Source organism: Prosthecobacter sp., assembly GCF_044232965.1.
Lineage (GTDB): Bacteria > Verrucomicrobiota > Verrucomicrobiia > Verrucomicrobiales > Verrucomicrobiaceae > Prosthecobacter.
In genome coordinates, this window is sequence record NZ_JBIIKX010000003.1 from 108,008 (window position 1) to 130,250 (window position 22,243).

General features: G+C 60.1%; 20 protein-coding genes. 7 read left to right on the top strand and 13 right to left on the bottom strand.

Annotated elements, in window-relative coordinates:
* Window positions 1-79 precede the first annotated feature (79 nt).
* From ACILSI_RS02270 to nusA, 4 genes are all read right to left on the bottom strand, one after another.
* Entirely contained in the window at window positions 80-337 is a 258-nt protein-coding gene (locus tag ACILSI_RS02270; protein WP_395720210.1) for a hypothetical protein, read from the bottom strand.
* Window positions 338-434: 97 nt separating this feature from the next.
* On the bottom strand, window positions 435-809 hold the full coding sequence (gene rbfA, locus ACILSI_RS02275; RefSeq protein ID WP_395720211.1) for a 30S ribosome-binding factor RbfA: 375 nt from the start codon (window positions 807-809) through the stop codon (window positions 435-437).
* Window positions 810-879: 70 nt separating this feature from the next.
* Entirely contained in the window at window positions 880-3,126 is a 2,247-nt protein-coding gene (gene infB / locus ACILSI_RS02280; RefSeq protein WP_395720212.1) for a translation initiation factor IF-2, read from the bottom strand.
* An 89-nt stretch (window positions 3,127-3,215) separates the two neighbouring features.
* A complete protein-coding gene (gene nusA / locus ACILSI_RS02285; protein ID WP_395720213.1) occupies window positions 3,216-4,475 on the bottom strand; it encodes a transcription termination factor NusA in 1,260 nt (419 codons plus the stop codon).
* A gap of 175 nt (window positions 4,476-4,650) precedes the next feature.
* On the opposite strand from nusA, the gene ACILSI_RS02290 reads away from it, so the two are divergent.
* Window positions 4,651-6,078: a sulfatase gene (locus tag ACILSI_RS02290; protein WP_395720214.1), complete on the top strand. Its 1,428-nt coding sequence runs from the start codon at window positions 4,651-4,653 to the stop codon at window positions 6,076-6,078.
* Window positions 6,079-6,088: 10 nt separating this feature from the next.
* Here the strand turns inward: ACILSI_RS02290 and ACILSI_RS02295 are convergent, their stop codons facing one another.
* The 3 genes from ACILSI_RS02295 to ACILSI_RS02305 form a co-directional block, all read right to left on the bottom strand.
* On the bottom strand, window positions 6,089-7,381 hold the full coding sequence (locus tag ACILSI_RS02295) for a DUF1501 domain-containing protein (protein WP_395720215.1): 1,293 nt from the start codon (window positions 7,379-7,381) through the stop codon (window positions 6,089-6,091).
* A 42-nt stretch (window positions 7,382-7,423) separates the two neighbouring features.
* A complete protein-coding gene (locus tag ACILSI_RS02300) occupies window positions 7,424-9,583 on the bottom strand; it encodes a DUF1549 domain-containing protein (RefSeq protein WP_395720216.1) in 2,160 nt (719 codons plus the stop codon).
* Window positions 9,584-9,704: 121 nt separating this feature from the next.
* Entirely contained in the window at window positions 9,705-10,277 is a 573-nt protein-coding gene (locus ACILSI_RS02305; protein ID WP_395720217.1) for a DUF4339 domain-containing protein, read from the bottom strand.
* A gap of 120 nt (window positions 10,278-10,397) precedes the next feature.
* On the opposite strand from ACILSI_RS02305, the gene ACILSI_RS02310 reads away from it, so the two are divergent.
* Together ACILSI_RS02310 and ACILSI_RS02315 are read left to right on the top strand one after the other, a co-directional pair.
* A complete protein-coding gene (locus ACILSI_RS02310; protein WP_395720218.1) occupies window positions 10,398-11,924 on the top strand; it encodes a hypothetical protein in 1,527 nt (508 codons plus the stop codon).
* A gap of 51 nt (window positions 11,925-11,975) precedes the next feature.
* The gene (locus ACILSI_RS02315) at window positions 11,976-12,608 is read left to right on the top strand and encodes an NAD(P)H-dependent oxidoreductase (RefSeq protein WP_395720219.1); all 633 of its coding nucleotides are present in this window, start codon (window positions 11,976-11,978) and stop codon (window positions 12,606-12,608) included.
* Window positions 12,609-12,621: 13 nt separating this feature from the next.
* On the opposite strand, the gene ACILSI_RS02320 is transcribed toward ACILSI_RS02315, so the two are convergent.
* The 3 genes from ACILSI_RS02320 to ACILSI_RS02330 all read right to left on the bottom strand — a co-directional run bounded on the left by ACILSI_RS02320 (window position 12,622) and on the right by ACILSI_RS02330 (window position 16,386).
* Window positions 12,622-13,002: a RidA family protein gene (locus ACILSI_RS02320; RefSeq protein ID WP_395720220.1), complete on the bottom strand. Its 381-nt coding sequence runs from the start codon at window positions 13,000-13,002 to the stop codon at window positions 12,622-12,624.
* A 113-nt stretch (window positions 13,003-13,115) separates the two neighbouring features.
* Complete coding sequence (locus tag ACILSI_RS02325) at window positions 13,116-15,746, bottom strand: von Willebrand factor type A domain-containing protein (protein WP_395720221.1); 2,631 nt, start codon at window positions 15,744-15,746, stop codon at window positions 13,116-13,118.
* Between the two features lie 25 nt (window positions 15,747-15,771).
* On the bottom strand, window positions 15,772-16,386 hold the full coding sequence (locus ACILSI_RS02330) for an RNA polymerase sigma factor (RefSeq protein WP_395720222.1): 615 nt from the start codon (window positions 16,384-16,386) through the stop codon (window positions 15,772-15,774).
* A 67-nt stretch (window positions 16,387-16,453) separates the two neighbouring features.
* On the opposite strand from ACILSI_RS02330, the gene ACILSI_RS02335 reads away from it, so the two are divergent.
* Complete coding sequence (locus tag ACILSI_RS02335; protein WP_395720223.1) at window positions 16,454-17,041, top strand: sulfocyanin-like copper-binding protein; 588 nt, start codon at window positions 16,454-16,456, stop codon at window positions 17,039-17,041.
* Between the two features lie 11 nt (window positions 17,042-17,052).
* On the opposite strand, the gene ACILSI_RS02340 is transcribed toward ACILSI_RS02335, so the two are convergent.
* Together ACILSI_RS02340 and ACILSI_RS02345 are read right to left on the bottom strand one after the other, a co-directional pair.
* Window positions 17,053-18,090, bottom strand: coding sequence for a P-loop NTPase (locus ACILSI_RS02340; protein ID WP_395720224.1), 1,038 nt, complete (start codon window positions 18,088-18,090; stop codon window positions 17,053-17,055).
* Between the two features lie 118 nt (window positions 18,091-18,208).
* Window positions 18,209-19,225, bottom strand: a complete 1,017-nt coding sequence (locus ACILSI_RS02345; RefSeq protein WP_395720225.1) for a glutamine synthetase beta-grasp domain-containing protein — start codon at window positions 19,223-19,225, stop codon at window positions 18,209-18,211.
* 128 nt (window positions 19,226-19,353) lie between these two features.
* On the opposite strand from ACILSI_RS02345, the gene ACILSI_RS02350 reads away from it, so the two are divergent.
* From ACILSI_RS02350 to ACILSI_RS02360, 3 genes are all read left to right on the top strand, one after another.
* Window positions 19,354-19,791, top strand: coding sequence for a serine/threonine protein phosphatase (locus ACILSI_RS02350; protein WP_395720226.1), 438 nt, complete (start codon window positions 19,354-19,356; stop codon window positions 19,789-19,791).
* Window positions 19,788-20,624, top strand: coding sequence for a PP2C family protein-serine/threonine phosphatase (locus ACILSI_RS02355; RefSeq protein WP_395720227.1), 837 nt, complete (start codon window positions 19,788-19,790; stop codon window positions 20,622-20,624). Before ACILSI_RS02350 ends, ACILSI_RS02355 begins: the two co-directional genes overlap by 4 nt.
* A gap of 87 nt (window positions 20,625-20,711) precedes the next feature.
* A complete protein-coding gene (locus tag ACILSI_RS02360) occupies window positions 20,712-21,134 on the top strand; it encodes a CBS domain-containing protein (protein ID WP_395720228.1) in 423 nt (140 codons plus the stop codon).
* On the opposite strand, the gene hemW is transcribed toward ACILSI_RS02360, so the two are convergent.
* Window positions 21,131-22,219 (bottom strand): radical SAM family heme chaperone HemW, encoded by a 1,089-nt coding sequence (gene hemW, locus ACILSI_RS02365; protein WP_395720229.1) that lies wholly within the window; start codon window positions 22,217-22,219, stop codon window positions 21,131-21,133. The two genes, ACILSI_RS02360 and hemW, sit on opposite strands and share 4 nt — an antisense overlap.
* Window positions 22,220-22,243 lie beyond the last annotated feature (24 nt).

Below are 22,243 nucleotides of genomic sequence, written 5' to 3' on the forward strand. Positions count from 1 at the left end.
GGAAATGCACGCCCGGCGCACAATGGGCCGAGTCTTGGGGGAGGCCGAATGTGGCGGAACTCAGCGCAGGCGCAACAACTCAAACAGCCGCCTTCGACCGCAGCACCATATCTTTCACCCGGCGCGGGATCATCGCGCTGCGCACCACGTCAGGCCGCACGCTGCGCAGAAAGTCGAGAAGGATCACTGGGGACTCCACGATCATGCGCTCAACCTGGTCCCGCCGGTGCGTCCAGCGTGAGTTGCGGTGCAGGTAGTCGAGGTCGGCGAGGATCTCATCAACATCGCCTTCACTGAAACCGGCGAGCTGAAACGCAAAGGGATCGGAAAGAGGCATGACAGATGAAATAATGAATGCGCGGATTCTGCCGGGAAAATCGCCAGCCTCCAACCATTTCTCTCATTTTGCCGCGAATGTACGGCCCCGCGCACGCTCAATCCTTCGACGTTTCCGCCACAGGCTCATCAGGAAGAGGCGGCGGCAGGTTGTCGATGATGTTAAGCAGCGGAACGCCACGCTCGACGGACTTGTCGAGGCGGAAGAACAACTGCGGGCTGCAACGCAGCTTCACGCGCTTGTAGAGGTCACGCTGGATCGAGCCGCGTGCCTTGGTGAGCTTCTCGATGGCGTTCTCCTGCTGATGCGGCTTGCCGATCACCCCGACATAAACAAAGCACTGCCGCATGTCAGGCGTAGGGCTCACCTCATGGATGGTGACGAGGCAGTTCTCGAAGCGGTAATCCTTTTCAAGAATTGTAGCCAGCTCACGGCGGATCAGTTCGCTGACTTTTTGGACTCGGAGGGACATCGGATGGCTGGATGCTAGAGACTAGATGCGTGATGCTTGGTTGATCTAGCATCTGGCATCCAGCATCGGGTTAGAGTGTCTGGGCGATTTTTTCGAGCTCGTAACACTCGATGACGTCGTTTTCCTCGTAATCGCTGAAGCCGTTGAGCTTGATGCCGCATTCGAGGCCGTTGCGGACCTCGTTGACCTCGTCCTGGAAGCGGCGCAGCGTTTCGAAACCACCATCATAGACGGCCTGTCCGTCACGCAGCACGCGGGCGCGCTGCTTGCGGTTCATGATGCCGTCAGTGACGACGGAGCCGCCAACAAAGCCCTTGTTGACCTTGAAAACCTGCTTCACGCGGGCGTGGCCGAGCACCTTCTCGCGGGTGAGCGGATCAAGCAGGCCCTGCATGGACTCTTTGACCTGGTCGATCAATTCGTAGATGATGGAGTAGAGCTTCACCTGCACGGTCTCGCGCTTCGCGACGGTGAGAGCCTTGTTCTCCACCTTGACGTTGAAACCGAGGATGATGGCGTCGGAGGCGCTGGCGAGCAGCACGTCGGACTCGTTGATGGAGCCGACCTCCTTGTGCAGGATGTCGAGGTTGCACTTGTCGCTCTTGATGTCGGTAAGGCACTTGGCGATGGCCTCGACGGAGCCCTGCACGTCGCACTTGAGAACGACCTTGAGGGCTTTCTTGTTGCTGTCCTCGATGCTGGCAAAGAGGTGCTCCAAGGTGGAACGACGAGGCACGGTAAGCTTCTTCTGGCGAATGTCCTCCAGTCGCTCTTCGCTGAGCTTTTTGACATCGCGCTCGTTTTTCATCACAACGACCTCGTCGCCGACGTGCGGCATGTCGCTGAAGCCGATGACCTCGCAGGGCATGCCTGGAAGCACTTCCTTGATGTTTTCACCACGGTCGTTGATGAGCGCCTTCACCTTGCCCCAGTAGGGACCGCAAATGAAGGGCTGGCCGACGGTGAGGGTGCCCTGACCGACGATGACCGTGGCCACAGGCCCCTTGCCGGCAACCATCGAGGATTCGATGACCGTGGCGCGGGGGGCGGCTTTGGGATCAGCCTTGAGCTCCAGCACCTCGGCCTGGAGGGACATGGTTTCGAGCAGGTTGTCGAGACCGAGGCCGCTTTTGGCCGAGACCTCCATGCACTCAATCTCACCACCCCAATCGACCGGCGCGAGGCCGATGTCCTGAAGCTGGCTTTTCACACGCAGGACGTTGGCCGTGGGCAGATCGCACTTGTTAATGGCGACCATGAGCTGGACGCCGGCGGCCTTGGCATGGCTGAGAGCCTCCTTCGTCTGCGGCATGATGCCGTCATCTGCGGCGATGATCAGCACGACGATGTCGGTGACGTTGGCACCACGGGCGCGCATGGCCGAGAAGGCCGCGTGGCCGGGTGTGTCGATGAAGGTGATGGGCTTGCCGTTGTGGAAGATGCAGTAGGCACCGATGTGCTGGGTGATGCCCCCCGCCTCCCCGGCGGTGACCTGCGTCTTGCGCAGGGCATCGAGCAGCGAGGTCTTGCCGTGATCGACGTGCCCCATGAAGGTAATAATCGGGGCGCGCAGTTCGAGTTTGTCCTCGGCAACCTCCGCCACGACCTGTGCGACAGGCTCGACGATGACTTCCTCGACCTTATGAACGCCGCCGCCTTTCTCGCGCTTTTCACGCTCCAGCTTGAAGCCGTGCTTCTCGCAAACTTTTTCAGCGATCTCGATGTCGATGGCCTTGTCCGCGCTGGCGAAAACCTGGAAGGCGATGAGATCGGCGATGATCTTGAAGGGCTTGAGGCCCATTTTGTCCGCCAGATCCTTCACCACGATGGGCGGCTTGAGATGGATGATCTTTTCACCACTCTCTCCGACCTCGAACTCTGGCACCGGCACCTCGGCAGGAGGGGCGTGAACAATCGGAACGATCGGTTTCGGCGTGTTGTCCTCAGCCAGAAGAGAAATCGGCGGCAGGGCGCTCGGCTGGCCGGCATCAGCAGGACGACGGCGCACCTTGGGCTTGTCGTCGTCCTCAAACAGGTTCAACGCGGCGGCTTTTCGCTCGTCCAGCGTGGGCTTCGCGGGGGCGGCGGGCACGTCCTCTTTTTTCGGCTCCGGGGCGGCCTTCTTGGCCCCCAGCGGCGGCAATCCGCCTCCGTCTTTGCGTGGCACCCGGGTTCTGGGCTTTTTATCCTCGATCAACGAGAGCACCTTTTCCTTCTCCGCTTTATGAGGCTTGGTGCTTTCGACAGATGCCGGCTCCTCAACGACTTTGTCGTCCGAGGTTTTGCGTGGCTTGGAGGATGAGGACTTGCTGGGCATGTGGAAAATTTGTCAGGCGAGCGGAGCGGGGGGCTGGCGGTTCGTGCGGCTGTAGGTTGGTGTTGAATGTCTTCATGGCGGCACGGGAGCTACTTCGCGGGGGAAGCATGTGCCTTGGCTTTTTCGAAAATCTGCTCGGCCAGCGCGCTGTCACCGCCGAGGACGTCGGCGATGTCCGCCACGTCCACACCGGAGGTCAGCGTGGCAAGGTCGCCCATGCCACCCTGGGTCAAGAGACGTGCGGTCTCCTCGGTGATGCCAAGGGCGTCCACGAGATGATGCACCGCGCTGCCCATCTGGCCTTCAAAGACCTCGGTGGCATGCTGGTCTTTCTCGATGATCAAATCCATGCCCACCAGACGCGAGGTCAGACGCGCGTTCTGACCGCGACGGCCGATGGCCTTCGACAGGTCTTCTTCGCTGACAGTGAGGCGGGCTTCTTTCTTCTCGTTGTTGACCTGGATGGTGAGCACTTTGATGGGCTTGAGCGCTTCACGGACAAACTCGGCGGGATCGGACTTCCAGCGGATGATATCAACCTTTTCGTTGTTCAGCTCACGCACGATGTTCTTCACACGCGCGCCACGCAGGCCCACACAGGCGCCGACGGGGTCCACTTTTTCGTCACCGCTGTGAACGGCCACCTTCGTGCGGTAGCCGGCCTCGCGGGCGATGCTGGCGATCTCCACGGTGCGGTCGCCGATCTCGCTGACTTCAAACTCAAACAAGCGGCGCACAAAATTCGGATGCGCGCGGGACAGGATGATCTCCGGCCCGCGTCCGCTGTCCTTTTCGACCGCCTTGACATAGAAGCGCATGCGGTCGCCAGGAGTGTAATCCTCGGTGGAGACGCGCTCCTTGGAGGTCATCACGCCTTCGAACTTGCCCAGATCGACAACCACATCAGACTTTTCAAAACGACGCACCACGCCGCTGACGACGTCACCGGTGCGATCCTTGAACTCCTCATAGAGATTCTCCTTCTCGGCCATGCGCAGGCGCTGCAGCATCGTCTGCTTCGCGGTCTGAGCGGCGATGCGGCCCATGTTGTTCGGTGTGACCTCGACTTCGATCTCGTCACCGATGACCGCGTCCTTTTTGAAGCGTTTGGCCGTGGCGAGCGGAAGCTCTTCCCAGCGGTTGGTGACCGTTTCGACGGCAAGCAGCTTGGCGAAGGCCTTGATCGTTCCCTTGTCAGGATCAATGTCGATGCGCAGTTCACGCGCGGGACCGATGCTTTTCTTGGAGGCGGCGAGCAATGCCTGTGAGAGGGCCTCGACCATTTTGCCACGGTCGATTCCTTTCTCTTTCTCGTAGTAGTCGAAAAGGGCTTTAAGTTCGCTGATCATAAGAAAATCGTGATACCCGCAGACAAAAAAGAGCGGGGAAGGCCCCACTCTCGCCGTGAAAACGCTAATTCTGTCCGGGAAGGCGCGGATCATACGGGCATCATCTCAATCGGCAAGCGGAAAAAGGGTGGAATTCCGAGGCGTCAGCCAGCGTTTGGATGATCCACCTCCAATCATGTTCCAGTTCATTCTTTCATTTTTCACCGTCCTCATCCTTACGATTTCAAGCCGGGCCGCTTCCGCCCAGCCAAACATCGTCATCATCTTCATGGATGACATGGGCTACGCCGATGTGGGCTGCTTCGGCGCACAGGGCTACCAGACGCCGAACATCGACCGACTGGCCGCCTCAGGCCGCAAGTTCACGAACTTCCACGTCGCCCAGCCGGTGTGCAGCGCCTCGCGCACGGCTTTGCTTACTGGCTGCTATCCGAACCGCGTCGGCATCCACGGCGCACTCGGTCCCTCGGCCAAACACGGCATCAACTCCACTGAAATGACCATCGCCGAGCTCGTGAAGCAAAAAGGCTACGCCACCGCCGCCGTCGGCAAATGGCACCTCGGTTCCCTGCCCCAGTTTTTGCCGGTAAAGCACGGTTTCGACGAATACTACGGCATCCCTTACTCGAACGACATGTGGCCTTACCACCCGCAGGCGAAGAAAGGCGCTTACCCCAAGCTTCCCATGGTCGAAAACGACCGCGTCGTCGATGAAGAGATCACCCCTGAAGATCAGACACATCTCACCACCGACTACACCACACACGGCGTGCAGTTCATCGAGAAAAACAAGGACAAGCCCTTCTTTCTCTACCTCGCGCACAGCATGGTGCATGTGCCGCTGTTTGTGAGCGACAAGTACAAGGGCAAGTCCGGCAAAGGACTCTTCGCCGATGTCATGATGGAGGTGGACTGGTCCGTCGGTCAGATTGTTGACACGCTGAAGAAAAACGGCCTCGAAGACAACACCTGGGTCATCTTCACCTCCGACAACGGCCCCTGGCTCAGCTATGGCGACCACGCCGGCAGCGCCGGGCCGCTGCGCGAGGGCAAAGGCACCTGCTGGGAGGGCGGCACCCGCGTCGCTGGCCTCATGAAATGGCCCGCCAAGATCCCCGCTGGCACCACCACTGACACCCTGATGATGACCATCGACATCCTGCCCACCATCGCCCATGTCATTGATGCCAAACTGCCCGATCACAAAATCGACGGCCTCAACTGCTGGCCCATCGTCGCCGGTGAATCCGGCGCGAAGAACCCGCACGACTTCTACGCCTACTATTACGAGCAAAACCAGCTCCAGGCCATCACCTCTGGTGACGGCCGCTGGAAGCTCCAGCTTCCCCATTCATACCGTGGGCTCCCCGCCGACATCCCGAAGGCCACCGGCGGCATCCCCGTGCTCTATAAACAACAGAAGATCGAGCAGCCCGAGCTTTACGATCTCTACACCGACCTCAGCGAGTCCAAGAACCTCGCCAGCCAGTTCCCCGACCAAGTCGCCAAACTCCAGCAGCACGCCGAAGCCATCCGCGCCGAACTCGGCGACAGCCTCATGAAACTGCCCAAGGGCAGCGGCACGCGCGAGGCCGGGAAGTAGCCCACCTGGCTCACGCAAACAGATGCGTGAGCGGCTGGCCTTTGTCGGCGACGGTGAAGGGGCGCTTGCTTGGGCTGAAGATCACCTGATCCAGCGGCAGACCGAGCGCATACCCGATGGTGGCATTGAGATCAGGCGGACCGACCTTGTCAGCGGCGATGCCAGCGCCGTCTGGTGTGGTGGCACCGTATTTAATGCCGCCTTTGATCCCGCCGCCGATGATGACGGAGCTGAAGATCGGGTAGTGGTCACGGCCCTGGTTCTGATTAATCTTCGGCGTGCGGCCAAACTCGGAGCTGACGACGATCATGGTGCTGTCGAGCATGCCGCGACGCTCCAGATCAGTGACAAGCGCCGAAAGCGCGGTGTCGAGCGTGTCGCAGAGACGCGGGGTGTTGATGAAATTCGCCACATGCGTGTCCCAACTGCCGAAACTGACCTCAATGAAGCGTACGCCGTGCTCGACGAGACGACGGGCAAGCAAACAACCCTGGCCGAAGGTGTCTTTGCCATAGGCTGTTCGAAGCTCTTCCGGCTCCTTGGTCAGGTCGAAGGCCACAAGGTCTTCGCTTTTCATGAGCTTCACAGCGTCGTCATACATGTCGGCATAAGCCTTCACACCACGCGTTTCCCATTTGGACTGGAACTCGGCATCGAGCGCCCCGGCCATTTCACGCCGCATGGCGAAGCGTTCATCCGTCACGCCTTTTTGCGGGCGCACGTTTTGCAAGCCAGCTTCGGGATTGTTGACCATGAGCGGGCCATGCTTTTTCGCGAAGAAGCCCGCGCCAGGATGACGGCTGTCATTGCCGACATAGACATAGGCCGGCAGCGCCGGATTACCGCTTCCTTGGTAGAAACTCAGCCACGCGCCCATGCCAGGATGCTTGATCGTGCTGCGCAGGCCGAAACTGGTGTGCATGAAGTAGTTCGCCTGCTCGTGCGCGGCCGTGTTGGTGGCCATGGAGTTGATCACGCAGGCGTGATGCATCTGCTTGGCCGTGCGCGGCAGGTATTCGCTGATCTGCACGCCGTCGGCGCTGGTCTTGATGGCCTTCACCGGCCCAGCAACCTCCTTGTTGTCGGGTTTGGGATCCCAAGTGTCCAGATGGCTCTGACCGCCGGTCATGTAGAGGAAAATGACGTTGCGCGCGGTGGCGGCTTGTTTGGCCAGGGCGGCCCCTTCGCCCACGGCGAGAGCTTTGCCGGAGAACAGATGCTCCATCGAAGGCAGCAGGCCGACACCAAGGCAGCCTTGGGCCATGCGGGTCATCACGGAGCGGCGGGTGAGTTCGGAGTTCATGATCGTTTCAAGTTTGTGGTTTAAAGTTTCAAGCAAGCGCGGTTACTCGACGAAGATGAAGCGTTGTGTGATCAGGGCTGCGAGCGTGAGATCCTCCCAGAGATTTTTGTTGGAGGCGTAGGATTCGAGGGTTTGCAGCATCTGTGCCTTTTCCTTCGCCGAAGGCGGACGGGAGTAGAGGCTGAGGAAGAAGGTGTGTATCTTTTCCTCGTTGGTCGCGGCTTTGCGCAGGTTGATGCTGAGGGTGGACCACGCGCCGGTGATCTGGCCCAAGAGTGAACCATTCATCATGGTGAGAGCCTGCGGCACACTGGCCTCGTCGCTGGCGTTTTCGATGATCTCACGATCGCTCTGGCCGAACTCACGCAGGAAGTGGCCGCGTGGTGCTGGCGAAGGCTGTTCTGCGGCGCGGCTCCAGGTCTGGTGCAGCGTCTTCTGGTAGGTTTCGTAACTCTTGGCGCTCTTTGGGTCTTTGATACCCAGAACTTGTTCGTCAGCCTTGATACGGGTCATGAGTTTGGGATCAAGCGGCATGTCTTTGGCATCGACACGGGTGTCCTCCATCAGGCTCATCATCGCCATGTCCATTGGTCCGCCGCCGCTCACGGCGGCCAGTTCGGCCTGGATCGCCTGGTTGCCGGACTTCTTCGCGGCTGCGTAGAAATGTTTGGAGACGTTTTCGCGCAGGACGCGCTGGCTCTGGCCGAGACGGCGTTGGATGTCCTTGGCCTTTTCTTTGTCGTCCTTGGCCCGGGCCTCATCGAGTTCCTTGCGCAGGCCGTCGAACTCCTTGTTCTGCTCGCGCATAGCATCGGCGACGGCCTTGGAGGCTTCAAACAGCAGCGGAGCTTCCGTTTTGTCGAGAATCTGGGACAGACGGTGGCGGTTTTCGAGATCACGGCGCTCACGCTCGCGAGCGCTCCAGTTCGGCTGATCAGGATCAGGACTGACGAGCGTGACGAGCGAGTCCCACACCTGCTCGGCAGTCATGCGGCGGAAAACCGGCCCCTGGAAGTAGTAGGGCACGCCGGGGCTGATTTCCTTCGTGCTTTCACGAGCGAAGAGCTGCGTGTTCAGCAGCATGCGCAAGTAGGCCTTCATGTCATACTTCAGCGCGACCATCTGCTTCTCCAAAAAGCGCATCAGCTCGGGATTCGAGGCCACGCTGTTGTCCACCATCTCATCGACCTGCTCATAGATGCCCGCGCCGAAGACGCGCTTCCACAGGCGGTTGGCGATGATCGTGGTGAAGCGCGGATTTTCGGCCGAAGTAAGCCATTGGCCGAACTCACCGATCGTGTTCGAGTCCTTCGTCATCGTCACCGGCTTGCCAAACATCACGGAAGCCTGCACGACATCCTTCGGTTTCGCGTCGGTGTATTTGTAGTCATGCGGCAGACGGAGCGCTCCTTTGTTTTGCACGACAAGCGTGTCACGCAGCGGGCGGAATGCCTCGTTGAGCGCCTGACGCATCAAATCCTGTGTTTCCTTGTCCAGCGCCTTGTCCTGGCGGATCATTTTCTGCACCTCGTCGTTGCCCTTCGAGCGGTAGCTGGTGGCGCTCATGTTGTGAGTGAAGGCCGCCATCTCGAAGAACTGCTTCTGCGTCCATTTGTCGAAGGGATGGTCGTGACACTGCGCGCACTCCATGCGGGTGCCGAGGAAGATGCGGGTGGTGTTGGACAAATTGTCGAGCGGCATGCCGCGGTCGCGCATGTAATAGCCGATGGCACCGGTGTCGAAGCAGGTGCCCTCGCTGGAGACCAACTCACGGGCCATCTGGTCCCATGGCTTGTTCGTGCGCAGTGATTCGCGGATGAAGTTCAGGTACTGCTGCGCCGTGGTGCTGCCACCGACGCCCAGGCTCTGCGCACGCAGCACATCGGCCCAGTAGTTGAAGGAATGCTGCACATAGCCATCACTGGCGAGCAGGCAGTCGATGAGCTTGGTTCGTTTGTCAGGAGCCTGACAGGCATGAAATGCCTTCGCTTCATCCAGTGTCGGGATGCGGCCCACGACGGTGAGATAAGCACGGCGGAGGAAGGTGGCATCATCCACCAGCGCGTTGGGCTTGAGCTTGTGTTTCTGCCAGCTCTGGGCCAGCAGGGCGTCGATTTGCTTCGAGGCGTCGGCTGCGTTCGGTTGAGCGGCCTGAAGACTGGTGGCGACAGCGATGATCGGGATGAGCAGCATGGCTTTCATGCCGCAACCAACGCGAAGAAAAGTGACCGCGTGTCAGCCCAGGCCCAGGATGCCAAATCCTGCACAGGGAATGACAATCAGCGTCTTGCCAGCCCGGCGACTACGGCCAGACGAGCGGCTTTTAACCACGAATGTCTCTCCAAAGCCCACGGATGACCTCCATGGCCTCGCCCATGCCCTTGGAAAGCTCCGCCAGTCCTGGCCCCAGAATCCACGAGGCATAGGTGATGCCCGCCCACCAAGCCAGGGCGTTCACGATGATCATCAGCGTCACCAGCACCTCCACCCAGCGCCCCCAAATGCGCAGGTAACCGTTTTCGTCCTTCTTCCGGCGAAAAATGTGATCCGAGTAGATCGACACCGCCGCCCACCACAGCAGTGGCGGCATGATCAGAAAACCAAAGAACATCCGACGCAGCACCACACCGCCACGCTGCTCATTGGGCACGCGGTCATAGTCACGGTAACGCGCGACTCGTCGCCGCACCGGCTTCACCGTGAGTCCGTCGGCCAGCACCTCGCCCGAGGCATGCAGTTCCAGCAGGGTGGAAACCGGCCGCCACTGCTCCTCGTCACCGCGCTTCACCAAGTCGCTGTCCCGGATGGACCCGTACGCGAGGAAATTGCGCAGGTCGTCTTTGGAGCAGGGACCGAGGGTCTTCTGGCCTTTGGCGATGTAATACAGGGCGTGCACGGTCGGGAGAGTGACAGATTAAATAATAATTCAGTCCGGGGTAGGGATGCAATCTTCACGCCAAGAAAGATTGTAAGTTTTTTCTCAAAAAAGAGGCCGCCACACCCGCGTTCATGATTCATGCGCCTCCCCCTGCTCCTTGTCGGCCTCTGCTCTGTTGGCCTCTGCTCTGTTGGCCTGCACGCCCAAACACCCGTCCCAACCTCAAACATCAAGGCAGGCTTCGCCGAGCGGGACATCACCCCCGGCATCGGCATGGAGCAGCCGGGCGGTTACAGCAAAGGTTTCCACAAAAGCTTCCACGACGCCTGCAAGGTGCGCGTGGCCTTGTTTGACGATGGCAAGAAACGGGCCGCGGTGATCGGACTCGACGCGCTCGTGTTGCCAAGGCAGATCGTGCTGGATGCCCGGGCGCAGATTGAAAAAGCCACCGGCATCACGGGCGATGCCGTGCTGATTTGCGCCTCGCATTCGCACAGCTCCGGCCCGGTCGGCATGGTCATGCCGGGCGAGTACGACACCGCCTCCGATCTCGTGAAGAAGCTGGCCTATGAAGAGTCCTCCTGCGCCGACGCGGGCTACCTGCTGCGGGTGACGAGCGAGATCGTCGCCGGTGTCGTGGCGGCGGATCGCGGCAAAGTTCCGGTGCAGCTCGGCTTTGGGTTCGGCCACGAGGACAAAGTGGCCTTCAACCGCCGTCTGCGCATGAAGAACGGCCAGAGCTGGAGTCATCCTGGCGCGGGCAATCCCGACATCCTCGAATATGCCGGCCCCATCGACCCGCAGGTCGGTGTGATCGGAGCCTGGGACATGCAGGGGCAGCTTGTGGGCGTGGTGGTGAACTACGCCTGCCACGCCACGACGAATCCCGGCGGCATTTCAGCCAACTGGATCCAATACCTCGAAAAAACCATCCAGGGCGGCCTCGGCACACACGCTCCCATCGTCTTCATGCAAGGCGCGTGCGGTGACGTGACGCAGGTGGACAATCTCAGTCCCAATCAGCGCCCGAAATCGGAGGAATGGTCGCAGTACGTCGGCAGCCGCATTGGTGCGGAGGCCATCCGCACGCTGCTGGCGATGCCGAAGACCACCACGGCACCTGTCGAGACACGCCAGGAAGTTCTGAAGGTCAAACGCCGCCCGCCTTCGCCGCAGCGCGTCGCCAAGAGCCTCGAAATCATGCAGAAGCCCAAGAACACTGTTGAGCCCACGGAATGGATTTTCGCGAAGGAGATCGTCATGCTCGACCACCTCAACCAAACCGTCCCGTTGGTCGATTGTGAGGTGCAGTGCGTGAAAATCGGCCCCGCGTGTTTTGTTTCCAATCCCGCTGAGTACTTCGTGCAATACGGCCTCGACATCAAAAAAGGCAGCCAGCACGCCTTCACCTTCCCGTGCGAGCTTTCCAACGGCATCGTCGGCTATGTGCCCACCGAGGAGGCCTTTGGCCCGAACGGCGGCGGTTACGAGACGCGCCTCACCGCGTACTCGAATCTCGAGATCACCGCCGGCACTCAAATGGCGAACAAAGGCATCGAACTCGCCAATCAGATGAAGGCCGAGCCAAAGCCGGAGCACCCCAAAATTCCGCCCTTTGCCGGCAAGCCGTGGATGTATGGCAACGTGCCGCCGGAGCTGGAATAGCGGTTCTGGGTTTGCAGAAGCGGCGGTGCCATGCCAAAGCAGCGGCCTGCCATGGATACCTCAGAACTCCTCACCGCCCTAAACTGGCGTTACGCCACCAAGGTCTTCGACCCCTCGAAGAAAATCCCCGCCGACACCTGGGCCGCGCTGGAAGAATCGCTGGTGCTCACACCATCGAGCTTTGGCTTGCAGCCGTGGAAGTTTTTCATCATCCAGGATCAGGAGCTGCGGGAAAAGCTCGTCGCGCACTCGTGGCGGCAGCGCCAGGTGGCCGATTGCTCGCATCTCGTCGTCATGACCGTGAAAAAAGCCTACAGCCTCGACGATCTGGATGCCTTCATCGCCCGCATGGTCGAGGTGCGCGGCGGCAGCGCCGATGCGCTGGCCGGATTCCGCAAGATGGTCGCTGGCACACAGGCCCAAGGCTACATGACCCAGGACTGGGCCAAAATGCAGGCCTACATCGCCCTCGGCCAGTTCATGGCGGCCTGTGCGCTGCTCGGCATCGACACTTGTCCGATGGAAGGCTTCGTTGCAGGTAAATACGACGAACTCCTCGGCCTGGAGGCCCAGGGTCTCACCACCGCCGTCCTCTGCCCCGCCGGATATCGTCACGCGGATGACCGCTACGCGTCCCTGCCGAAGATCCGCTTCCAAAACAGCGATGTGATCGAACACCGCTGAGCAAACCAACGACTCAGCCCAGCGCTGCGATCACCTCGATCTCAATCAGCGCACCGAGCGGCAGTCCTGCCACCGCCACGGTCGAACGCGCCGGTTTGTGGCCTTCAAAGGCGGCTTCATAGAGCGGATTGATCTTCGGAAAATCGGCCATGGAGGTCAGAAAGACCGTCGCCTTGATGACATCGCTCATTTTGAGACCCTGTGCGGTCAGCAACGCGCGGATGTTGGCCAGCACCTGGTTCGCCTGCCCTTCCACATCCGTCGCCACGATCTTGCCTGCCGCCGGATCAATCGGGATCTGGCCGGAGCAGAAGAGCAAGCCGCCCTGCTTCACCGCCTGGGAATAAGGTCCGACCGCCGTAGGCACCTGGGCAATGTTGTTGATGAGTTCCATGCGGGTTTCATAACGTGACTCGAAGGCGATTCAACCTTGGATGCGAATCTGTATTGTAGTCCCGGCTTTAGCCGGCTCAGAACCGCCTGAAGGCGGAACTACAAAACCATGCATCACGGCCGCGTTTCCTTCAGACCTCGCGCCTTGTCGATGAGCTGCAGGAACTCGCCGCGATAGCCGAGTTTGTCCGCGCCTTTGCCATCAAGCGCGAGTTTGCGCACCGTTTCCCAGCTCAGCGTGCCTTTGTAGGCCGAATCACGCAGCAGCAGGCCGAATCCGGCCACAGCTGCGCTGAACTTGAACTCCTCGCTGCTCGCCGTGAGGGTTTTGCCCTCGTCTTTAGCGGGAACTTCGATCAAGCGGCTCGTGCTGCCTTCCGGCTCCTTGTAGCGCAGCTTCACGGTCATCAGTTCGCCGCTCTTGGCTGCTTCCGCTAGACGTTCAGGCGCAATGGTTGGCGTTTGATACTTCAAACTGTCCACCGCAGGCCGAGACTCGGCTCCGGGCGGCAGATTGGCGGGCACGACTTCATACAAGGCCACCACGCTGTGACCCGCGCCGATTTCACCCGCGTCCTTCGTGTCATCATTGAAGTCTTCCTTCGCCAGCAGGCGGTTTTCATAACCGATGAGGCGGTAGCTGCGCACCGCAGCCGGATTGAACTCGACCTGAATCTTCACATCCTTCGCGATGGTCACCAGCGTGCCGCTCATCTGCTCCACGAGCACTTTGCGTGCCTCGCTGAGACTGTCGATGTAGGCGTAGTTGCCGTTGCCCTTGTCAGCCAGTGTTTCCATCGTGCGATCCTTCAGGTTGCCGCTGCCAAAGCCCAGCACGCTGAGGAAGACGCCGCTCTTGGCCTGCTTGGTGATCAATTTTTCCAGCTCCTCAGGTGAACTGACGCCGACATTGAAATCGCCATCGGTGCAGAGGATCACGCGATTCACGCCTTCTTTGATGAAACCGGCCACGGCCTGCTCGTAAGCCAGTTGAATGCCCGCACTGCCATGTGTGCTGCCACCAGCTTTGAGTTTTTCGATGGCAGCGAGGATGTCGGCCTTCTTCTCGCCATTCGTCGGCGGCAGCACGAGACCACTGCTGCCCGCATAGACCACCATCGTCACGCGGTCCCCTTCCCCGAGCTGTTCGGTGAGCATGCGCAGAGACTGCTGCACCAGCGGCAGCTTGCTCGGCTCGTTCATCGAACCGGAGACATCGACGAGGAAGACCAGATTACTCGCCTTACGCTCATTGCCGAGTTCGCGGCCCTTGATCGCGATGCGGGCGAGTCTGTGAGTCGGCTGCCATGGGCACGGAGCCAGTTCGACTCGCACACCGAAAGGTTCCTTCGCCTGCGGAGCCGGTCCTTCCTCCGCCGTGGGGAAATAATTGACCAACTCCTCGATGCGCACCGCATCGGCAGGCGGAATCGTGTTCTGGTTCAAAAACCGGCGCACATTCGCATACGCTGCGGTATCGACATCGATCGAGAATGTTGAAAGCGGCTCCCGCGCCACGTCCTTCAGCTCGTTTTCGAGGATGCGGGTGTAAGATTCGCCTTCCACGCCGGATTTGCGGCGAAGTTCGGTCGCCGTTTCCTCTTTCACCCAACGCTCACGTTGCAAACCGTCTGAATCTTTGCCTGCGACTGCGGCAAAGTAATACGCATCCGGCTGCGGACTCATCACCACCGGCGGAGAGGCAGGCGTGGTCGCCGGTGCAGCAGTTGTGCTACTGAACTGTACAATGCCGCCGCTCACCGTCGTCGTTCCGGTATAAGTGTTCGTCCCGGTCAGCATCACCGTGCCAGATCCAGACTTGGTCAAAGATGTGCCCGCCACGATTCCACTAGCAGTGGAAGACGTGGTCGTTCCACCATTGAGAGTGAGGTTGCCCGCCGACACCGTCTTTCCTCCAGTGAACGTGCTGCCATTTGACTCCATGAGCGCACCATCAGCGGTCTTGTTCATGCCGCCCGTGCCAGCCAAATTGCTCATCTGAGCGGGAGTCTGTAAATCACCCATCGTCATCGGGCTGCTCCCACCAGCGGCGGCGATCAGTCCAGGCTGGGCATTCACCGTTGATCTTGAGGTGTTATCAAAATTCAATCCATAGGCCGCTTGGTCCTGGATTTTCTTCAATTCCTCAACATCGCCTGGCGTCATCGTGGACTGACCGGCGTTCATTGTCAGCATGCGCGGAATCTCCGGGCTCGGATAGGCCGCCGCCGGGGCTGCCGCCAGTTGTTTATCCGCAACAATGCCTGCAAGCGGATCCAATGCATGGATCGGTTTCTCCGCGAGAAGGCGAGCTTCCGACGCGGGATTTCCTGGAGCCATTTCGGTGCCTCGGCGTCCTGGCTGGATTCGATGTTCCACCTCAAAGGCAATCTCCACGCTTTGTCGTGAATCATAAGCATGCCACGTCCAAAAGCCCCCCAGAACCACGCACGCCGCGAGCGCGAAGCGCACCAAGCCGGTGCGCCATTGAGGTCGTGGTGCGGCTGGCGTTCCAGGCAATCGAGACGATTGCCCCACGGGCTGCGCCTGCAAGCGCTCCCGCTGCCTATCCGTCAGCGCGAGCGATTCATCACGCAATTCGGCGAGCAGGAAGTGGCAGAATTCTTTGGTTGCCTCGGCGTTTTGTTTCGCCTGCGGATTCTCATGCAGCTCCGCCTCAAGCTGCTGGAGTTCTTCGGCGCTGGCTTCTTCGAGCGCCCAGGCGGTGATTTGTTCCGGTTTCATGGTCAAAAAAGGTGGTTGGAGGGTTTCAGGCCATCGCGTGTTTCAGTTTCGCGGGCGGTGGCTCGTCGTGGGCCTGCCATTTGGTCTTCAAGGCGGCCACGCCGTGGTGGATGAGGTAGCCGACGTTGCCGATGCTGGTCTGCATGGCGGCGCTGATCTGCTGGTAGTCGAGTCCGGCGATGAACTTCAGCCGCACAGCCTCGCGCTGGCGCACGGGCAGGGTTTCGATGAGTTCACGCAGGGCGGTGGCGGTTTCGCGCTTCTCCATCGCGTCATTGGGCGCGGGATCGGCGGAGGCTTCGAGATCGAGGGTTTCCGTTTCCATGACGATGAGGCGTTGATGTTTGCGATGATGATCAAGAGCACGATTGCGGCAGACGGTGAAGAGCCAGGGGGCCAACCGTTCGTGGTCGAGCGTGGCAAGGTGCTGGCTGAGCTTCACAAACACGTCCTGCACGATGTCACGCGCGTCTTCCAGGTCGCCCGTGTAACCGTGCGCGTAGCGGATGAGGGGCCGCTCGTAGCGCCGCAGGGTTTCCAGGAAAAGATCGTGCGTTTCGCTCATGGGGTCGTATTCGCCGGGCATCACGGGAACGTGGCGGGTATCTTGGGGATTATTTTTGCGGAAGGCGAGATTCATCGTTCCATGCCCGACAGTTTGATCGTCCATTGCACGTTCTGGCAACCCTGCTTCCATCCGCCCCACCATGATCAGCCGCCTTTTCCTCGTCTCGCTTCTCGCCACCACACTCACCCAGGCCCAACAGCCCGCAGCCCCTGCGGATCATGCTCATGCGGTGGAGATCCCCGGATTGAAGAAGGAACTCTTCGCCGGCATCACCGAGGCGGATTTCCTGAAGCTCGGCGACAAGTCGAAGACCGTGAAGATCACCCTCGTGGCCACCTACAGCGCCGCGAACTACGGCATGAACTTCAACGGCTACTCGCACGGCAAGGCCATCTTCACGGTTCCCAAGGACTGGACCATTGAGGTGACTTTCATCAACCCCAGCCCGATTCCGCACAGCGCCGTCGTGGTGGAAAAAGACACGACCAAGAAGCTGCAAATGGGCGAGCCCTACTTTGAGGGCGCGGGTGTGCCGAAGCCGGAAGTCGGATTATCGCTCACCAAGGCGGAGTTTTCCTTTGTGGCGGATGAAACCGGCGAGTTTGCCCTCGCGTGCGGTTTTCCTGCGCACGCGATCAACGGCCACTGGCTGGCGCTGAACATCAGCGACACGGCCAAGGCTCCCACGCTTCAGCTCGGCGACAAACCGGCGGTGGAGGCGAAGTAAGAAGTTCCGAGCTACTTCAACTGCGCCGCGATCTCGCGGAACACCTTCGACGACGCGGACTTCGTCGGATCTTCGAGGGCGATGGGATGGCCTTCGTCACCGCTCTCACGCACGTCCATTTCGATGGGAATCTGGCCCAGCAGCGGCACGCCGAGACGTTTCGCCTCATGCTCGCCGCCACCTTTGCCGAAGATGTGATACACCTTGCCGTCGCTCGGGCAGAGGAAGTAGCTCATGTTCTCAATGATGCCGAGGATCGGCACATTGACCTTCTGGAACATGCCCACGGCCTTGCGGGCGTCGATCAAGGCGACCTCCTGCGGCGTGGTGACGATCACCGCACCGTCGAGCGACACAGTTTGCACGATGGTAAGCTGGATGTCTCCCGTGCCCGGCGGCAGATCGAGCACGAGCACGTCGAGATCATTCCAGGCGCACTGACGCAGAAACTGCTGCGTGTAACGTGTGGCGATAGGGCCGCGCACGATCACCGGCGAGGCGTCTTCGAGCAGGAAGCCCATCGACATGAGCTGCAAACCGTATTTCTCAATCGGAACGATCTGCTGCTCGTCGTTCTGATACGGGCGCTCGTCCGTGCCAAACATGTGCGCGATGCTGGGACCGTATAAATCGCAGTCACAGAGGCCGACACGCAGTCCGCTTTGGCTCAAAGCAACCGCAAGATTTGAAGCGACGGTGCTCTTGCCCACGCCACCCTTGCCCGAAGCGATGGCAATCACCTTCTTCACACCAGGTATGCTCGATTTGCCAAGTTTTTCGGAACCTGTGGTTCCGGCGCCCGGCGGCTCCTTGATGTCAAAGTTCAGCTTCACTTCGCCGACGCCGGACACCTTTTTCAGCACGTCCATCGCCTGCTCATGAATGAGGCGCGGGATATTGGGATCACGCGTGGCGACGGAGATTTCGACCGTGACATTCGCTCCTTCGATCTGAATGCCCTTCACAAGCCCAAAGGACAGGATGTCACGGCTGAAGCCGGGGTAGCGGACGTTGCCGAGGGCGGTGCGGATGTCTTGTTCGGTGGGCATGGGGTTGGGATACGAATTCACCTAGCAGGCAGGCGCAGATTTGCAAACCCCGGCTCCAAAGCAAAAAAACGCCGCCTGTTTCCAGGCGGCGTTCGTGGGAAGGAGTCCGACGGAAGAATTACTTCTGCGGCACTTCGGAGATGGTCTTGAGAATGCGCGAGGCGATCTGGTAAGGATTGCCCTGGCTGTTCGGACGACGGTCTTCGAGGTAGCCTTTCCAGCCATTTTTCTTGAAGCTGTGCGGGACGCGGATGGACGCGCCACGGTCAGCGATACCCCAGGAGAACTTGTCGATGCTCTGGGTCTCATGCAGGCCGGTGAGGCGCATGTGATTGTCCGGACCATACACGGCGATGTGCTCCATGCAGTTCTTCTCGAATTGGGCCATGAGGGCGAGGAAGTAGGGCTCGCCGCCGGTTTCACGCATGAACTTCGTAGAGAAGTTGGCGTGCATGCCGGAACCGTTCCAGTCAGTGGCGCCGAGCGGCTTGCAGTGGTACTCAACGTCCACGCAATACTTCTCGCAAAGGCGGTTCAGGATGTAACGAGCCACCCACACCTGGTCGGCGCAGGTCTTGGAGCCTTTGCCGAAGATCTGGAATTCCCACTGACCCTTGGCCACTTCGGCGTTGATGCCTTCGTGGTTGATGCCGGCGGCAAGGCAGATGTCGAGGTGCTCCTCAACGATCTGACGGGCGATGTCGCCGACGTTCTTGTAACCGACGCCGGTGTAGTAGGGGCCCTGCGGGGCGGGATAGCCGTTCTCGGGGAAACCGAGGGGGCGGCCGTCCTGGTAAAGGAAGTATTCCTGCTCAAAGCCGAACCAGGCGTCCGGATCGTCGAGGATGGTGGCGCGGTCGTTGGAGGCGTGGGGGGTGCCGTCGGCGTTATAGACTTCGCACATGACGAGCACGCCGTTGATGCGGGTGCTGTCAGGGAACACGGCCACAGGCTTCAGCACGCAGTCGGAAGAGCCGCCGGGGGCCTGCTGGGTGGAGGAGCCGTCAAAGCCCCAATCTGGCAGTTCTTCCAGCTTCGGGAAGCTGGCAAAGTCTTTGAGCTGTGTTTTGCTGCGGAGGTTGCGGACCGGCTGATAGCCGTCCAGCCAGATGTATTCGAGTTTGTATTTGGCCATGGTTGAGTGTGTGTGTTTTTGCCTTTCCGGGAGGAGAAAATGAGCGCCTCCAAGTTCAGCAAAGCGCATGTAAGCATGCCGCGTGCCAGACGCGAGATGTATTTTTGTCCGCTTGCCAGGACCACCGCATGCTGGAAAAGTCCGGCACCCCGCCGGAAAACCCCATGCAAGAAGCCAAAAACACCCAGCGAGCCCTCGTCCGCATCGGCTACGACGGCCGCGTGCATAAACATTTTCGCGGCAGCAACGCCGCCGAGCGCTTCGCCAACGAGGTGAAGGTGCTCCGGTTGCTGGAGGAGCGGGGCTGCGATTATGTGCCCCGCGTCCTGGAAGCCCACGAAGACCAGCTCTACCTCGTCACCACAAACTGCGGCTCCCTCGTCGAACGCATCAGCGAGGCGAAGCTGAAGGATCTTTTCGGAACCTTGGAGCGCGACTACGGCGTCCGCCACGATGACCCCTTCACCCGCAACGTCACTTACCGCCACAGCGACGGCCGCTTCTGCCTCATCGACTTCGAACTCGCCACCATCCTCGACCCACCGCCTCCAAAGCCCGCTCCATGAGCGATTCCAGCCCCCCCCAACCACCCAACCAACTCCGCTGGTCCGGCCTGACCCACCCAGGACGCGTGCGTCAGAACAACGAGGACACTTTCCTCTGCCTGAACTTCGACGCCCGCGAGCTGCGCTACCTCGGCAAATTCGGCGAATCCAGCCTCACCACCGGCGACTTCGTCTTCGCCGTGAGCGATGGCATGGGCGGCGCGAAGTCCGGCGAGTTTGCCAGCAAGATCGCTGCGGAAAAAATCACCCAACTGCTGCCAAAGAGCTTCAAACAGTCCGCGCAGCAAATCGCCGCCGGCCATGGCGAAGTTCTGGAGGAATTGTTTCACCGCATTCATGCAGAACTGTTGAAACTCGGCCGCTACTACGAGGAATGCCGTGGCATGGGCGCAACACTGAGCCTGGGATGGTTCACGCCCGGCTGGTTGCACTTCGCCCATGTGGGCGACAGCCGCATCTACTGGCTGCCCAAAGGCGGTAAAATGAAACAGCTCACCGACGACCACTCACAGGTCGGCTGGATGCAGCGCCACGGCCAGCTCAACGAGCGCCAGGCACGCATGCACCCGCGCAAAAGCATCCTCATGCAGGTGCTCGGCGCCGGCAGCCAGTCCCTCGACCCTCAGGTCGGCTCCGTCGGCTGCGAGATCGGCGACCGCTTCCTTTTTTGCACCGACGGTGTCATCGATGGCATCTGGGATCACCGCCTGGCCGACATGCTCGCCGAGGATCAACCGCCAGCAGACAAAACCCGCGCGCAGTGGTTCGTCGAGTATGCCGTGGCTGAGTCCGGTCGAGACAACGCCAGCGCCGTCGTGGTGGAACTCGTCTGAGTCCCCACGCAACATCCGTTCAAGCATGCCCAAGCCAAGCGGAGCGGTGCCGCAGGCCCTCGACAATGTTGCATTACCAACCCAACCATGAAACGCAACGATCCCATCTCCCACCTCATGACCCGCAACGTGATCACCGTCCACCACGGCGATCCCATCTCCAAAGTCCGTGCCCTTGTGCGCGAACATGGCGTGCATCACATCCCAGTCGTGAACGGTGACAAAATCGTCGGCATTATCGCCTGGAGCGACATTCTCCGCGTCAGCTTTGGCGATGCGTTCAACACCGATGAACGCACAGTCGATGCCACGCTCGACCACACACTCTCCTTGGAGCAGGTGATGAAAACGAATCCCGTCACGCTCGCCGAAACCGGCACCGTGCGAGAAGCCGCCGAAATCCTCGCCAAGAGTGACTTCCACTCCCTGCCTATTGTCTCCGGCACTAGCAAACTCGTCGGCATGGTCACCTCCACCGACTTGATCCGCTATCTGGTCGAACAGTTTTAACCCATCAGCGCCACGGCAATCGGATCAACCAGTGGTTTGCCACTGCGACTCAGCCGGACAAACTGATCATCAAAGTCCAACAGCCCCTGGTCACGCAGCGTGTCGAGCATGCGGCGTGACTCAGGGGCGATCATTTGCAGCGGCAAACCACGCGCCGTGCGCAGTTCCAGTCCGAAGCGCTCCGTGCGCCGCTGATCCGGCGTGAGTTCCTCGACTTCCACCGCTGTATTTTCTCCAGCCAACGTCATCTCCATGTAGCGCGGCGTGTCCTTCACATTGTGCCAGCGTTTGCCGCCTACGGTCGAAAAAGCACCGGGACCGATGCCGAGATAATCCTCACCGAGCCAGTAGGACTCGTTGTGGACGCTGCGATGCCCCGACTTGGCGTAGTTGGAGATCTCATAGTGCTCAAAACCGCCTGCTTCGAGCAGGTCGATGCCCAGATTGAAAAAGTCCGCGTCGCGGCCCTCGTCCTCACGAAACTCACCCGCTTTGAGGCGGCGGAAAAAGTCCGTGTCCTCCTCATAGTTGAGGTTGTAGGCCGAAATGTGGTCGGGGTTCAGCGAGAGCGAATGCTCCAGCGTTTCACGCCACGTTTCAAGGCTCTGGCCGGGGATGGAGAACATCAGATCGAGGTTCAAACTCGGAAAATCGACCGCCTTGAGCACCTGCCATGTTTCTTCGGCCTCTGCGGGTGAATGATCACGCCCCAGTGTCTTCAGCGTGGCTTCATCCCAGGCCTGGATGCCCAGCGAGACACGCGTGACACCCAGTTCACGCATCATCGCGGCTTTGGAGGCGGTGATCGTGCGTGGATTGGCCTCCATCGTGTATTCCGCCACTTCCGACATGTCCTGGCGCTCGCGCAAACCGCGCAGCAGGCGCTCCAGATGCACCTCACTGAGCATCGTCGGCGTTCCACCGCCGAAAAAGATCGTGCGCGGCTTCAGCGGCTGTTTTTCGGCCTCCTTCAGCAACGCTTCCACAAAAGCCACCATGTCCGTACCGCCCGGCGTGTGCTTGTGAAAGCTGCAATACGGGCAGATGCGGTGGCAGAACGGGATGTGGACGTAAAGGTGATTCACGGTGCGTCAGTCGGACGGAAGGTC

What these genes read in the sequence shown, in the direction of transcription:
- ACILSI_RS02270 (WP_395720210.1), bottom strand. Translation starts at nt 337, where the DNA reads ATGCCTCTTTCCGATCCCTTTGCGTTTCAGCTCGCCGGTTTCAGTGAA.
- rbfA (WP_395720211.1), bottom strand. Translation starts at nt 809, where the DNA reads ATGTCCCTCCGAGTCCAAAAAGTCAGCGAACTGATCCGCCGTGAGCTG.
- infB (WP_395720212.1), bottom strand. Translation starts at nt 3,126, where the DNA reads ATGCCCAGCAAGTCCTCATCCTCCAAGCCACGCAAAACCTCGGACGAC.
- nusA (WP_395720213.1), bottom strand. Translation starts at nt 4,475, where the DNA reads ATGATCAGCGAACTTAAAGCCCTTTTCGACTACTACGAGAAAGAGAAA.
- ACILSI_RS02290 (WP_395720214.1), top strand. Translation starts at nt 4,651, where the DNA reads ATGTTCCAGTTCATTCTTTCATTTTTCACCGTCCTCATCCTTACGATT.
- ACILSI_RS02295 (WP_395720215.1), bottom strand. Translation starts at nt 7,381, where the DNA reads ATGAACTCCGAACTCACCCGCCGCTCCGTGATGACCCGCATGGCCCAA.
- ACILSI_RS02300 (WP_395720216.1), bottom strand. Translation starts at nt 9,583, where the DNA reads ATGAAAGCCATGCTGCTCATCCCGATCATCGCTGTCGCCACCAGTCTT.
- ACILSI_RS02310 (WP_395720218.1), top strand. Translation starts at nt 10,398, where the DNA reads ATGCGCCTCCCCCTGCTCCTTGTCGGCCTCTGCTCTGTTGGCCTCTGC.
- ACILSI_RS02315 (WP_395720219.1), top strand. Translation starts at nt 11,976, where the DNA reads ATGGATACCTCAGAACTCCTCACCGCCCTAAACTGGCGTTACGCCACC.
- ACILSI_RS02320 (WP_395720220.1), bottom strand. Translation starts at nt 13,002, where the DNA reads ATGGAACTCATCAACAACATTGCCCAGGTGCCTACGGCGGTCGGACCT.
- ACILSI_RS02325 (WP_395720221.1), bottom strand. Translation starts at nt 15,746, where the DNA reads ATGAAACCGGAACAAATCACCGCCTGGGCGCTCGAAGAAGCCAGCGCC.
- ACILSI_RS02330 (WP_395720222.1), bottom strand. Translation starts at nt 16,386, where the DNA reads ATGAATCTCGCCTTCCGCAAAAATAATCCCCAAGATACCCGCCACGTT.
- ACILSI_RS02335 (WP_395720223.1), top strand. Translation starts at nt 16,454, where the DNA reads ATGATCAGCCGCCTTTTCCTCGTCTCGCTTCTCGCCACCACACTCACC.
- ACILSI_RS02340 (WP_395720224.1), bottom strand. Translation starts at nt 18,090, where the DNA reads ATGCCCACCGAACAAGACATCCGCACCGCCCTCGGCAACGTCCGCTAC.
- ACILSI_RS02345 (WP_395720225.1), bottom strand. Translation starts at nt 19,225, where the DNA reads ATGGCCAAATACAAACTCGAATACATCTGGCTGGACGGCTATCAGCCG.
- ACILSI_RS02350 (WP_395720226.1), top strand. Translation starts at nt 19,354, where the DNA reads ATGCTGGAAAAGTCCGGCACCCCGCCGGAAAACCCCATGCAAGAAGCC.
- ACILSI_RS02355 (WP_395720227.1), top strand. Translation starts at nt 19,788, where the DNA reads ATGAGCGATTCCAGCCCCCCCCAACCACCCAACCAACTCCGCTGGTCC.
- ACILSI_RS02360 (WP_395720228.1), top strand. Translation starts at nt 20,712, where the DNA reads ATGAAACGCAACGATCCCATCTCCCACCTCATGACCCGCAACGTGATC.